The organism is Streptomyces sp. NPDC006463 (assembly GCF_042870715.1).
Lineage (GTDB): Bacteria > Actinomycetota > Actinomycetes > Streptomycetales > Streptomycetaceae > Streptomyces.
This window is the reverse complement of the sequence record NZ_JBIAHP010000007.1, coordinates 20,849-34,173: the sequence shown is the minus strand read 5'-3', so window position 1 is coordinate 34,173 and position 13,325 is coordinate 20,849. Positions and strand designations below refer to the sequence as shown.

Annotated in this window: 10 protein-coding genes; 5 read left to right on the top strand and 5 right to left on the bottom strand. The window is 70.7% G+C overall.

What is annotated here, in order from left to right; genetic code table 11:
* Window positions 1-195 precede the first annotated feature (195 nt).
* The 3 genes from ACFYOB_RS14500 to ACFYOB_RS14490 all read left to right on the top strand — a co-directional run bounded on the left by ACFYOB_RS14500 (window position 196) and on the right by ACFYOB_RS14490 (window position 3,361).
* The gene (locus tag ACFYOB_RS14500; protein ID WP_328926023.1) at window positions 196-1,353 is read left to right on the top strand and encodes an acyl-CoA dehydrogenase family protein; all 1,158 of its coding nucleotides are present in this window, start codon (window positions 196-198) and stop codon (window positions 1,351-1,353) included.
* Window positions 1,354-1,484: 131 nt separating this feature from the next.
* Complete coding sequence (locus ACFYOB_RS14495) at window positions 1,485-2,126, top strand: hypothetical protein (protein WP_388559609.1); 642 nt, start codon at window positions 1,485-1,487, stop codon at window positions 2,124-2,126.
* A 152-nt stretch (window positions 2,127-2,278) separates the two neighbouring features.
* Window positions 2,279-3,361, top strand: a complete 1,083-nt coding sequence (locus ACFYOB_RS14490; protein ID WP_388559606.1) for a sugar phosphate nucleotidyltransferase — start codon at window positions 2,279-2,281, stop codon at window positions 3,359-3,361.
* A 93-nt stretch (window positions 3,362-3,454) separates the two neighbouring features.
* Here ACFYOB_RS14490 and ACFYOB_RS14485 read toward each other — a convergent pair whose 3' ends face one another.
* Window positions 3,455-4,789, bottom strand: a complete 1,335-nt coding sequence (locus ACFYOB_RS14485; RefSeq protein WP_388559604.1) for an LCP family protein — start codon at window positions 4,787-4,789, stop codon at window positions 3,455-3,457.
* A gap of 106 nt (window positions 4,790-4,895) precedes the next feature.
* Between ACFYOB_RS14485 and ACFYOB_RS14480 the strand changes: the two genes are divergently transcribed.
* Window positions 4,896-5,432, top strand: a complete 537-nt coding sequence (locus tag ACFYOB_RS14480; protein WP_388559601.1) for an acyl-CoA thioesterase — start codon at window positions 4,896-4,898, stop codon at window positions 5,430-5,432.
* A 31-nt stretch (window positions 5,433-5,463) separates the two neighbouring features.
* Here ACFYOB_RS14480 and ACFYOB_RS14475 read toward each other — a convergent pair whose 3' ends face one another.
* Entirely contained in the window at window positions 5,464-6,843 is a 1,380-nt protein-coding gene (locus tag ACFYOB_RS14475; protein WP_388560211.1) for an LCP family protein, read from the bottom strand.
* Between the two features lie 291 nt (window positions 6,844-7,134).
* On the opposite strand from ACFYOB_RS14475, the gene ACFYOB_RS14470 reads away from it, so the two are divergent.
* Complete coding sequence (locus ACFYOB_RS14470) at window positions 7,135-8,160, top strand: glycosyltransferase family 2 protein (protein ID WP_388559598.1); 1,026 nt, start codon at window positions 7,135-7,137, stop codon at window positions 8,158-8,160.
* A gap of 73 nt (window positions 8,161-8,233) precedes the next feature.
* On the opposite strand, the gene ACFYOB_RS14465 is transcribed toward ACFYOB_RS14470, so the two are convergent.
* From ACFYOB_RS14465 to ACFYOB_RS14455, 3 genes are all read right to left on the bottom strand, one after another.
* Window positions 8,234-9,973: an LCP family protein gene (locus tag ACFYOB_RS14465; protein ID WP_388559595.1), complete on the bottom strand. Its 1,740-nt coding sequence runs from the start codon at window positions 9,971-9,973 to the stop codon at window positions 8,234-8,236.
* Between the two features lie 27 nt (window positions 9,974-10,000).
* A complete protein-coding gene (locus ACFYOB_RS14460) occupies window positions 10,001-11,734 on the bottom strand; it encodes an LCP family protein (protein ID WP_388559592.1) in 1,734 nt (577 codons plus the stop codon).
* Between the two features lie 224 nt (window positions 11,735-11,958).
* A complete protein-coding gene (locus tag ACFYOB_RS14455) occupies window positions 11,959-13,176 on the bottom strand; it encodes an LCP family protein (protein WP_388559589.1) in 1,218 nt (405 codons plus the stop codon).
* Between the last annotated feature and the right edge of the window lie 149 nt (window positions 13,177-13,325).

Sequence of the window (13,325 nt, the reverse complement as noted above, 5' to 3'; positions counted from 1 at the left end):
GGTGCTCCAGAGGTGCGGGGCCGATTGCGGCCACTGAGCATAGTCGGGCCCACCCGCGGGGACGTTCCCCAGGAGCACCACTGCTGTCACGCAACTCACGTCGGCCGTCCATATCGCCATCCGTGACCGGGCGACTAAGCTTGGGTTACTTAACGGTAGTTAGCATCACGCATCACCCTTGGGGAGTGAGAGATCTTGGCGGGTTCTGCCGACTTCGACCTGTACCGCCCGGCCGAGGAGCACGACATGCTCCGCGAGTCGGTCCGCTCGCTCGCCGAGGCGAAGATCCTCCCGTTCGCCGCCGCGGTCGACGAGGAGTCCCGCTTCCCGCAGGAGGCCCTGGACGCCCTGGTCGCCAGTGACCTGCACGCCGTCCACGTGCCCGAGACCTACGGCGGTGCGGGCGCCGACGCCCTCGCGACCGTGATCGTGATCGAGGAAGTGGCCCGCGTCTGCGCCTCCTCCTCCCTGATCCCGGCCGTCAACAAGCTCGGCTCCCTCCCGGTGATCCTCTCCGGCTCCGAGGAGCTCAAGGCCAAGTACCTCGGTCCCCTGGCCAAGGGCGACGCGATGTTCTCGTACGCGCTCTCCGAGCCGGACGCCGGCTCCGACGCCGCCGGCATGAAGACGCGCGCCGTGCGCGACGGGGACTTCTGGGTCCTCAACGGCGTCAAGCGCTGGATCACCAACGCGGGCGTCTCCGAGTACTACACGGTCATGGCCGTCACCGACCCGGAGAAGCGCTCCAAGGGCATCTCCGCCTTCGTCGTCGAGAAGGGCGACGAGGGCGTCTCCTTCGGCGCCCCGGAGAAGAAGCTCGGCATCAAGGGCTCCCCGACCCGCGAGGTCTACCTCGACAACGTCCGGATCCCCGCCGACCGCATGATCGGCGCCGAGGGCACCGGCTTCGCCACCGCGATGAAGACCCTCGACCACACCCGCATCACGATCGCGGCCCAGGCGCTCGGCATCGCCCAGGGCGCCCTGGACTACGCCAAGGGCTACGTCCAGGAGCGCAAGCAGTTCGGCAAGCCGATCGGCGACTTCCAGGGCGTGCAGTTCATGCTCGCGGACATGGCCATGAAGGTCTCGGCCGCCCGCGCCCTGACCTACCAGGCCGCCGCCGCCTCCGAGCGCGGCGACGCCGACCTGACGTACCTCGGCGCCGCGGCCAAGTGCTTCGCCTCCGACATCGCCATGGAGGTCACCACGGACGCCGTCCAGCTCCTCGGCGGGTACGGCTACACCCGTGACTACCCGGTCGAGCGCATGATGCGCGACGCCAAGATCACCCAGATCTACGAGGGCACCAACCAGGTCCAGCGGATCGTCATGGCCCGCAACCTGCCGTAACCCATGGTCTGACCTGCATCGACGCGAACGCCCCCGGCAGCCCGCCGGGGACGTTCGCGCATGGGGCGGCGGGCTAGGCTGTGCGCCGATCCAGTCGTCGGCGCGTGGGGTGGGGGCGGGGAAAGATGTCCGTGGAACGCGAGATATCGGGGCTCTTGCGGCAGATTGCCCGCAAGGACGTCATCGAGATCGGCCCCTCGGCCGCCCTGGGGCGGATGGCGGCCCTGGCCCACGTGGCGGAGCACTACGGCTTCGAGTACGGGCGCACGCACAGGACCGGGCACAAGAAGCAGCTCGCCCTGGTCGAGATGTACCGGGACCCCCGCCCCGTGGCCCGGGCCCGCGAGGCGGCCACCATCGCCGCGTACCCGCAGGCGGGCAACGGCGGCGCGGTGCCCGGGATGCAGCAGGGGTCCTTCCGGCCCCTCCCCGGGGCGGTCGACGACGTCGCCCGGGTCAAGGACCGGATCATGTTCGACGCCCTGTCCTCCCACGCCGCGGACGGCGGCCGGAAGCTGGCCGGCTACGGGATGTGCGTGGTCCTGACCCTCGTCCTGCTCATGTCCGGGAAGCCGCTGGTCGCGCTGGCCGGCGGAGGCGTGCTCGCGGCGTTCCTGGCCGGCGCGTTCAAGCTGAACGACATCCGCCGACAGCGGATCGCCCGGCGGCTGACGGACGCCGGGTTCGTCCCGGTACGGGACGAGCGCGGCAGGCAGAGCTTCCTGCGGCCCGGGCAGCAACTGCCCGGCCATGCCAATCCGTTCGCCCCCTGACCGGGCGAACGAAATACTCATTTCATGACACATCGAGCGCGGCGTCCGTAGGCGTGCGCGCGCCGGTGGACACATCCGGCACCGGCCTCCGGGCGCCCCCGGATGGGCTAAATTTGGACCTTCGTACGCCGGAATCGGTTGGGGAGAACGCAATGACGGAAGCGATCCTGCTGGTCGGCGGACAGGGGACGCGGCTGCGTCCCGTGACGGTGAACACGCCCAAGCCCATGGTCCCCACGGCCGGCGTCCCGTTCCTCGCCCACCAGATAGCCAGGGCCGCCGCCGCCGGTGTCACGCACATCGTCATGGCCACCTGCTACCTCGCCGAGGTCTTCGAGCCCTACTTCGGCGACGGATCCGAGTTCGGCGTCGACCTGGAGTACGTCGTCGAGGACGAGCCGCTCGGCACCGGCGGTGCCATCCGCAACGCCGCGCAGCTGCTCACGGGCGGCCCCGACTCCTCCGTCCTCGTCTTCAACGGCGACATCCTCACCGGCCTGGACATCGCCGGCCTCGTGGAGGCCCACGAGACGGCCGACGCCGACGTCTCGCTGCACCTGGTGCAGGTCGACGACCCGCGCGCCTTCGGTCTGGTCCCCACCGACTCCGAGGGGCGGGTGCTGGCCTTCACCGAGAAGCCGCAGACCCCCGAGGAGATCATCACCGACCAGATCAACGCCGGCTGCTACGTCTTCCGGCGCAGCGTGATCGACTCCATCCCGGCCGGCCGCCCGGTCTCCGTCGAGCGCGAGACCTTCCCCGGTCTGCTCGCCTCCGGGGCCAAGCTGCACGGCGTCACCGAGAACACGTACTGGATGGACCTCGGCAAGCCGGAGGCCATCGTCCAGGCCTCCGCGGACCTGGTCCGCGGCGTGGTGTCCTCCCCGGCCGTCCCCGGACGGCGCGGCGAGTTCCTCGTACTGCCGGGCGCTCAGGTGGACGCCGGGGCCAAGCTGTCGGGAGGCACCGTCGTGGGCGCCGGCGCCCGGATCGAAGCGGGGGCGGTCGTCCAGGGCTCCATCGTGCTGGAGGGCGCGTTCATCGGCCCCGACGCGCAGGTGACCGCCGGCCTGATCGGTGCCCGCGCCTCGGTGGGCGCGCGGACCGTGCTGGACGGCGCCGTCATCGGTGACGACGCCGTCGTGGGAGCCGACAACGAACTCCGCGCGGGCGCCCGGGTGTGGTGCGGGGCGCAGCTGCCCGCCGCCGCCATCCGCTTCTCCCCGGACGCCTGAGCCGGACGCCTGATCCCAGGAGCCTGAGCCCAGGCGCCTGAGCCCGGGCGCCTGATCCCGGGCGCCTGGAGGCAGGCGCCCGGACCGGCCCGGTCAGTTGCCGCGGACGGTGACCTTCTCGTCGTTCTGGATCTGCTTCACCAGCTGCTGCACCTTCGCCTTGTCCCACACGAGGTTGCCGCCGCGCTGGCCGGAGATCGGCATGTTCATCGAGACGCCGTCGCCGCCGTTGACGCCCTTCATCGCGAAGAACATCTGGCCCATGTCGTACAGGCCCATGTCCTTGTCCACGATCAGCGTGTCCAGGCCCGCGCCCATCAGCGGGTAGAGCTTGAACGGGTTGAGGATCGTGGACGGGGTCGCCGCCTGGTTGGCGAGCGCCGACAGGAACTTCTGCTGGTTCTTCGTCCGCTGGAGGTCCGACTCCGCGAAGGCGTACCGGGTCCGGACGAAGGCCAGGGACTGCTCGCCGTTCAGCGTCTGCTTGCCCGCCTTGAAGTCGGCGCCCGACTTCTCGTCCTTGAAGCCCTGCTCGATGTCGAGCTCCACCCCGCCGAGCGAGTCCACGATGTTCGCGAAGCCGGCGAAGCCGATCTCCGCGTAGTGGTCGATGCGCAGGCCGGTGTTGAACTCCACCGTCCGCACGAGCAGCTCGGGGCCGTCCTCCGCGTACGCCGCGTTCAGCTTCACGCGCCGCCCCTGCGCCGGGAACTTCTTGCCCGACTCGGAGCCCACGAAGGACGGGATCTCCACGTCCGAGTCGCGCGGCAGCGAGATCATCGTGTTCCCGCTGGAGCACTTCGCGAGGATCATCATCGAGTCGGTCCGCTTGCCCTCGGCCGAGCCCGTGTGGAGCTTCTTCTTCTCCTCGTCGGACATGCCCTCGCGGCTGTCGGAGCCCACGATCAGGTACGTCGTGCAGTCGCCCTCCTTCGGGCGCTCGATGACCTTGGAGAGGTCCACCTCGCGGCGCACCTTGGAGTCGGCCCAGAAGTAGGTGGAGACGGTGGTCACCAGCAGTGCGGAGACCAGCACGACCGAGCCGATCTTGATCCGCTTGCGCCAGTCCGGCGCCGGGCCGGGCGCCCGCCCGGGGCCGCCGGGGCCGCCGGGCCCGGACGGCGGCTGCGCGCCGCCGCCGGGCCCCGCGGGCGAGCCGTAGACCTGGCCCGTGTTGTAGCCGCTGTCGTAGCCGCCGAACGTGTCGGGGCTCTGGGTCTGCTGCGAGGGCACACCGGTTGCGGACGGCGGCGTTCCGGGCCGCCGGGCGGGCGGCGGGACCGCCGGGCGCGCAGCCTGCTGCCGCTGGACGTGCCGCATCCGCTGCGCGCCCTCGGGCTGCGCCTGCGCGCTGCCGCGCCCGTACCCGTCGTCACGGCGGCCACGCTCGTCGCGGTCGCCGCTCCACCCCTCTGGCCAGTCATTCATGCGCCCTAGGATGCCTGCCCGGGCGCGTCGTCCGACAGCCCGGGGTGCGATCCGTACCGGGGCTGTTGCAGAGCTGATGCCTCCGATACGCATCTAAGGTGTCCGTATGACACAGATACCGGGCGAGCTGCCCGGGAAGCCGACCGCGGCCTCCCGTACGACCCTCAGCCACATCATGACCGCCAACGACACCAACCTCCTGGGCACGGTGCACGGTGGCGTGATCATGAAGCTGGTGGACGACGCGGCGGGCGCCGTGGCCGGCCGCCACTGCGGCGGCCCGGCGGTCACCGCGTCCATGGACGAGATGGTCTTCCTCGCCCCCGTACGCGTCGGTGACCTCGTGCACGTGAAGGCCCAGTGCAACTGGACCGGCCGGTCCTCCATGGAGATCGGCGTACGGGTCCTCGCGGAGCGGTGGAACGAGTCCACCCCCGCGACCCAGGTCGGCAGCGCCTACCTCGTCTTCGCGGCCGTGGACGCCGACGGCAAGCCCCGCCCGGTCCCGCCCGTCCTCCCGGAGACGGAACAGGACGAGCGGCGCTACCAGGAGGCCCAGATCCGCCGCACGCACCGGCTCGCCCGCCGCAAGGCGATCAGGGCCCTGCGCGAGGAGCGGGCGGCCCAGGGCTTCGACGAATGACGGCCGCCGGGCTGCACGGGGTGCCCCGCACCTAGTGCCCGCAGACCACGTCGTTGCCCGTGATCACCCCGGTGGCACCGCCCTGGTACGGGTCCTCCGCGCGCACCGGCACCACCTTGCGGTAGTCCGAGCCCGCGACCACCAGCACCGTCCGCCCCTGGCCGGCCACCGCCCGCAGCTCGCTGCCCGGCAGTGCGGCCGCCACCGAGCGGGCGGAGCGGTCCCAGCGCGGGTCGTAGGAGACCACCGTGCGCTTGACGTCGCGGCTGGCGCCGTTGCCCGGCGCCCGCGTGGTGTCGAAGCCGGTGGCGCGCAGCGCCGCGTCGACCCGGCCGCCCAGTCCGTCGATCCGGGTCCCGTTCTCCACCTGGACCCGGATCTGCTCCGGGGGCACGTCCACCGGTACCGCCTCCGGGCCGCCGGGCTTCCCGGGCCGGGCCGGGGCGAGCGGCCGGTCCTGCCGCAGCGCCTCGAACAGCTTCGCGGCCTTCGGCTCGTCCCACTTCACCGTGGAGCCGATGCCCTTGACGGGGTACGAGGGGTCGCCGACGGGCACGGAGGCGAACTCCGAGGAGGACGGGGTGAAGTCCCGCATGGCCTGCCCGAGCGCGAGCATCTGCTCCGAGCCGAAGCCCGTGTCGGCCCGGACCGAGCCGAGCAGCGTGGAGCTGACCTGTTTGAACTTCACCGGGTTGAGCAGCACCCCGCCACCGGTCGCCTGCTGGATCAGGGCGGCGACGAACCGCTGCTGGCGCTGCATCCGGCCGAGGTCGGAGGCCCCGTCGACATGGCGTGAGCGTACGTACTGCAGGGCCTGCCCGCCGGTCAGCCGGTGGGTGCCGGGCAGCAGGTCGAGGCCGGTGTTCGCGTCACGCATGGTCTTGGAGGTGCAGATCTCCACGCCGCCGACCGCGTCGACCGTCTTCATGAAGCTGGTGAAGTCGACCTCCAGGTAGTGGTCGATCTTCACCCGTGTCATGCTCTCGACGGTCCGCACGGTCAGGCTGGGCCCGCCCTCCGCGTACGCGGCGTTCAGCTTCACGGGGTGCCCCTTGTGGGGCTTGCCGCTGTTCAGGTCCTGGTGCTCGGGGATCTCGGCGTAGCTGTCGCGGGGCAGGCTGATCACGCTCGCCCGTTTCCGGTCCGCCGACAGGTGCACCAGCATGATCGTGTCGGTGCAGTGGCAGGGCGCTCCGCCGAGGCGGTACTCGCGCTTCTCCTCGGGGCTGACCTTCTCCCGGCCGTCGGTGCCCACGAGCAGGAAGTTCAGGCCGTGCCCGGCCTGCGGGCGGTTCTTCATGTCCTTGAACGGGTCCACCCGCTCGATCCCGGTGTCCAGCCCGGTCATCACGGCGTGCCCGACGGCCCCGGAGCCCAGCACCACCAGCGACAGCCCGGCCGCGATCCGCACCCCCCACCGGGGTCTGTCGCCCCGGTGCCGGGCCGGACCGCCGCCCGCACCGCCGCGCTGCGGCTGCGGCCGGGGCCGCCTGGCGGGACGGGCGGGACGGTGCGGCTGGGGCACGGTGGACACCTCCGCGGGGATCAGCAGGAACCCCGGTCGACGGACGGGCCAGATCGGTCTGATTCGCCAGAACAGTAGGCCCATACGATCAGCATCTGTCCGTACCGCTCGCTCGGCGCGCACCCGGTTCCCCCGTAAGCGGTAACGTGACACCGATACCCGACCTTGAAGGACCACATGCCCGCCCAGCAGCCCGCAGTCTCGGTGATCATGCCGGTGCTCGACGAGGAGCACTACCTCCGCGACTCCGTCCGCCACATCCTGGAACAGGAGTACGCGGGCGAGATGGAGGTGGTGATCGCGCTCGGGCCCTCCACGGACCGCACCGACGAGATCGCCGCCGAGCTCGTCGCCGAGGATCCCCGAGTCCACACCGTCCCGAACCCCACCGGCCGGACCCCGGCGGCGCTCAACGCCGCCATCAAGGCTTCGCGTCACCCGATCGTGGTACGCGTCGACGGCCACGGCATGCTCTCGCCGAACTACATCGCCACCGCCGTCCGCCTCCTGGAGGAGACCGGTGCGCAGAACGTCGGCGGCATCATGCACGCCGAGGGCCAGAACGCCTGGGAAGACGCCGTCGCCGCCGCGATGACGTCCAAGATCGGCGTCGGCAACGCGCCCTTCCACACCGGCGGCCAGGCGGGACCGGCCGAGACCGTCTACCTCGGTGTCTTCCGCCGCGAGGCGCTGGAGCAGCAGGGCGGCTACAACGAGGAGTTCATCCGCGCCCAGGACTGGGAGCTGAACTTCCGCATCCGTGAGGCCGGCGGCCTGATCTGGTTCTCCCCGGAGCTGAAGGTCCAGTACCGCCCGCGGCGTTCCGTACGGGCCCTGGCCAAGCAGTACAAGGACTACGGCCGGTGGCGGCACGTGGTGGCCCGCTACCACGAGGGCTCCATCAACCTGCGCTACCTGGCCCCGCCGACCCTGGTCTGCGCGATCGCGGCCGGCGTGGTCGTGGGCGCGACCGTGAGCCCGCTGGGCTTCGCCGTCCCGGCCGGCTACCTCGCGGCGATCGCCGCGGGCTCCGTCCCGGCGGGCAAGGGCCTCTCCCTCAAGGCCCGGGCGCAGATCCCGGTCGCCCTGGCCACGATGCACCTGTGCTGGGGCTACGGCTTCCTGACGAGCCCGCGCTCGCTCGCGAACAAGCTGATCGCGAGCCGCCGCCCGGCCGTGCACCAGAACCCCTCGCAGGTCTGAGACGTACGAAGGGGCCCGGCGCGGCGGCTGTGTTGATCACAGCCGCCGCGCCGGGCCCCTTTCGCGTACGCGCCTACCAGGTGAAGCCCGGCTGTACCGGCATGCAGGCCTGGTCGTTGTCGCCGTTGAGCGCGTGGGCGGAGTCCGGGGCCTTGGTGGGGGCGGGCGGCGGCGGGGTCGGTGCGTCGCCGGTCCGCCAGTCCTTGCCGACGAACAGCGTGATCCCCGGTACCTCGTCGGACTTCTGCACGGAGGAGGCCGGCAGACCGAGCGCGGTGGCCACGGCGGCGGCGTCGGCCGCCTGCCCGTCAGAGGCGAAGCGGATCACCGTGGTGTCCTCGGCCCCGGTCTGGACGTCGGCGGTGGCCTTGGTGAAGCCCTTGCCGGTCAGCAGCGTGGCGACCTCGCTCGCCCGGCCCTTGGCCTTGGCCTGGGCGCCGTCCTTGCCGCCGGTGGCGTTGCGGACCGAGACCGCGATCTTCGAAGGAGCCGACGCGGGAGCCGTGGTCGGGGCGGCCGGGGGAGTCGCGGTCGCGGAGGCGGCCGCCCCGGGGGAGGCGGCGTCGCCGGGCGTTCCCGATCCCTTGCCGTCGAGCGCGATGTCCTCGCGGACCATCCGGAAGACGGACTCGGCCTCGCCCGCCATGGGCTCGACCCGTCCGTCCATGCCGGGCTTCGTGCTGTAGACCCACGGCATGGTGGTCATGGTGATCCGCCCCGGGGGAACCTTCTTGAGCTCCATGCTGAGGTCGTACAGCTTGTCGATCTTGTTCAGGCCGGGGTCCACGACCATGGCCTCGATGGCCGCCTGCGCCAGGCTGTTGAGCTTGACCGGGTTGGTGAGCTTGGCGTTCTTGCGGAACTCGCGGGCCATCGAGTTCATGTACTGGTGCTGGGCGTGGGTCCGGCCGATGTCCGTGCCGTCCTCGAACCCGTAGCGGGTGCGCAGCCACTGCAGGGCCTGCTCGCCCTGGATGACGGTCGTGCCCTTCGCCAGCTTCAGGCCGGAGCCCTTGCCGTCGCGGGTGCGGGAGTGGACGTTCTGCTCGACGCAGACGGGGACGCCGCCGATGGCGTCCGCCATCGAGACCACGCCCTTGAAGTCGATCATCATGAAGTGGTCGATGGGAATCTTCGTCAGCTCGGTCCAGGCGGCGACCGTGCAACCCGGTCCGCCGCGCTGGAGCGACTCGTTCGTCTGGACGAGCCCCTTGCTGGCGGGGTGCACCTTGCCGTTCGGCTCGGTGCACTTGGGCATCATCAGCATCGTGTCGCGGGGCATCGACACCACGGACATGTTGCTGCGGTCCGCGGACAGGTGCAGCAGCATCTGTACGTCCGCCAGCGGCGGTCCGTCGAAGGTGTCGGTCGCCCCGCCGAGGGCCTGGTTCGCCGCGTCGTTGCGCGCGTCGGAGCCGATGAGAAGGATGTTCAGCGGGGTCTGCCCGAAGGCGTTGGGCTTGGAACCGCCCAGTTTGGTCTCGCCCAGGTTCAGCGGGTCCGTCTTGATGCTGCCGTTGAGATGGCGGTAGTACAGGTAACCGGCCGCCGCCGTTCCGAGTATGAGCAGGGACAGTACGGAGGCCACCCAGCGCAGCACGCGTCGACGGCCCCGCCTGCTCGGGCCGCCGCCCGCCGTCCGGCCGGCGGCGCGGGATCCGCCCCGCGGTGGGGGTACCGAGCCGGTCGCGCCCGTACCACCGCCGGATATGTCCCCGGACGTGTCGTCGGCGGCGCGGGCGGTCGCCCCCTCCCCCCGCACGCTGCTCTGCCTCACGCGTACTCCCCCTAAAAGGTCCTGATGACCCGGCATGGTGCCGGTATTGCCTGCTACGGCCCGTTATTTGGCGCAGACGGCCTTGTCGGCCTGGGCCTGCTGGACGTCCTTGGGCAACTCCTGCGGAACGGGCGGCGCCAGCGGGGTGCCCGGCTGCTGGAAGTCAGGGCCCAGCGTCAGCTTCATCGGCGTCTTCGCCGCGGCGTCGGCCGTCCCCATCTTCATCGCCGAGGCCGACAGCCCCATCATCTCCGCCAGCGCCCGGGCCTGGTCGGCCTGGTTGGGCGCGTACTCCAGCTGCGTGGCCCCGACCTTCGCGGGCGCGTTGCCGAGGTTGCCGGCCTTGGACACGCCCTTGGTGATCTGCAGCCACTTCAGGGTGGTGGAGGCGGAGCCCGAGGGGCCGCCGCCGTTGTACACGTCCACCCGTACGTCCGCCGCGGGTGCCTTGTTGCCCTGGAGCAGCGCGTCCTGCTTGGCCTTCGCGTCCGCGTCGGCCGACTCCTTCGCGGCCTGCTCCTTCTTCTCGACCTCCGTGAGCGAGACGTCCCCCCGGATCATCTGCAGCAGCGGTTCGGCCAGGGTCTTGTCGACGACGACGGTCGCCTTCTTGCCCTCCGGTTCGGCCGGGTTGTCGAGCACCGGGAGGGTGGTGAAGGTGATGTTCTTCGTGTCGATGCTCTTCAACTCACCTGCCAGATCGGTGAGTTTGCCGATGGACCCGATTCCCGAGTCCACCCCCAGCGACTTGGTGGCGGCCTCCGCCAGGGAGAGGAACTTCTTGGGGCTGGTCAGCGTTTCCTTCGACTTCATCTCGCGCATCATCGAACCCAGGAACTGCTGCTGGATCCTGATCCGGTCGAGGTCGCTGTTGTTGCCGAAGCCGTGCCGGGTGCGGACGAAGGCGAGGGCCTGTTCGCCCTCCAACCGGTGTTCGCCGGCGTCCAGCTTGAGGTGGGAGCCTTCCTCGTCGTCGACGGGCTTGGCCAGGCACACCGGTACTCCGCCGACCGCCGTGCTCAGCGTCTTGACGGCGTTGAAGTCGGCCATCATGAAGTGGTCGACCTCGATGCCGGTGAGTTCCTTGACCGTTCGCATGGTGCAGCCCGCGTCGCGGCCCTCCTGGCCCAGGCTGGTGTTGAAGCGGGTGCCCTTGGTGGGGGGAATCGTCTTCGTCGATCCGTCCGGCTGCTTCGTCGGGCAGGCCGGGATGTTGGTGATCAGGTCGCGGGGGATGGACAGCGCGGTCGCGTTCGTCCGGTCCTTCGAGACGTGGAACAGGATCGTGGTGTCGGCATGGCCGACGCTGTCCTTGTCCCCGTAGCTCTCGTTGCCCGCACCGGTGCGCTTGTCGGTTCCGATGACCAGGATGTTGATGGGCTGGTCCTTCTTGAAACCGCCGGTGCCCGCTCCCGCCACGTCGGTGACGCTGAGGTTGCCGTTCAGGTGCTCGTAGTAGAGGTACGCCGCCACGGAACCGCCGACCAGCAGGAACGCCAGCGTCCCACCGGTGATGATCAGCGCCTTCTTGCGGCGCCCGCCGCCTGCGCCCTTGCGGGAGCGGCCACCGCGCCGACGGGGCGGCGCGTCGCCGCGCCGCGGCTTCGGCACGGCGGGGGAAGGGGAGGGGGCGGTGGGCGCCGAGGGCGCCGTCGCTTTGCGGGGGGCTGAGACTTTGGGCCGCTGCTGCGCTTCGGAGTCGGCCAGTCGCAGTTCGTAGTGACCGGTGCGGGGGTTGAGCACCCACTGGTCTGCGGGGTCGATCTCGTCGGCCCGGCCACGGCTTTGCGCATCCACGGTTGCTCGAATCCTCCGTCGGTGCCTCGCGACGCGCCTCCCCCAAGACGCAGGGTCAACGATCCGGCTACTGGTGCCCGGCCTCTGGTTCGGCCGGGGCACCGGATCGCTCACCCTATCCGTCAGGTTCGGCTGCAAACCATGCTGGTGACAAATTCCACTCCCCTTATAACGGGGCGAACTGCCCATCCCACTCGGTTCGGTCACCGGCTTTTGGGATTGCTTTACCGGCAGTCGGCGACTCCCGCCGTAGTTCCGGTAAAGGTGGGGACGGGTGCGGAGGGCGTGGCGGTTCCCTCGCGCCCCTCATCTGCTCCGCCCGTCTTGGCTGCGCTCGGCGTGGACTCCACCGGCGCGATCTCGTTCTCGGGCTTCGGCGGGGCGACCGTCACGGGCCTGTCCGTCCGCAACTGCTCGAACAATCGCTCCGCGTCGGGCTCCACCAGCTCGTCGCGGTTCGGATTCCCGGAGTACGGTCTGCGGGGCACGGTGAGGAACTTCACCTGGTTGGTCGGTATGTCCCGTACGCCCCGTACGAGTTCGTACAGGCCGCGCAGCGAGGCCAGACCCGGGTCCGTGGTCACCGAGGAGGTCGCCGCGTCCAGCAGCGGGTACAGCCGGGCCGGGTTCAGCAGCACCCCGTTGCTCTGCACCTTCTTGACGAGCGAGCCGAGGAACTGCTGCTGGCGCTCCATCCGTTTCGTGTCGCTGCCGTTGCCCAGGCTGTAGCGGGCGCGCACGAAGCCGAGCGCCTGCTCGCCCTGGAGGGTCTGCCGCCCGGCGGGCAGCCTCAGTTTGGCCTCGGAGTCGTTGACCGGCTGCTTGAGGCAGACCTCCACGCCGCCGATGGCGTCGACCATCTGTTTGAAGCCACCGAAGTCGATCACCATGTGGTGGTCGATCCGGATCCCGGTGAGCTTCTCGGCCGTACGGATGGTGCAGGCGGCCCCGCCCCACTGGAAGGCCCAGTTGAACTGGGCGAACTGTTCGCGGGTACGGCTTCCGCCCGCCATCAGGCAGGCGGGGATGTCCGCCATCAGGTCCCGCGGTATCGACACGGCCGTCGCGCTCAGCCGGTCCGCCGGCAGGTGCAGCAGGATGGTGGTGTCCGAGCGCTGCCCGCTCTGGTCCTGCCCGTAGCGGGCGTTGTCCTTGCCCGAGCGCGAGTCCGAGCCGATCAGCAGGATGTTCTGGGCGCCGCTCACGAAGTGCGCCGGGCGGTCGCGCTCGTAGCGCCGCAGCTCGGCCTCCGCCGAAGCGTCCTCGGTGATGTTCCCGTCGAGCTTGCGGTAGAGCCACCACCCGGTGGCAGAGCCCGCCAGGACCACGGTGGCCGCCCCGACTCCGATCCAGCGCAGCAGCCGGCGCCGACGGCTGCGCGGAGGCTTCGGGAAGCCTGCGGCCGACTGCGTTCCGCCTGGTATGCCTGCGCTGTCCGACACTGGCGTCCGTCCCCTCGCCGCTGAGACCGCGGGCCGTACGGGTGAGTACGGCCACTGCCGATCCTGCCCCCGGGCCGTGGCAGCGGCCCGGGGGCAGGGGTGTGTCTAGGACCATGCGGGTGACAAATCGCCCGTTCCTGCCGTTGGCC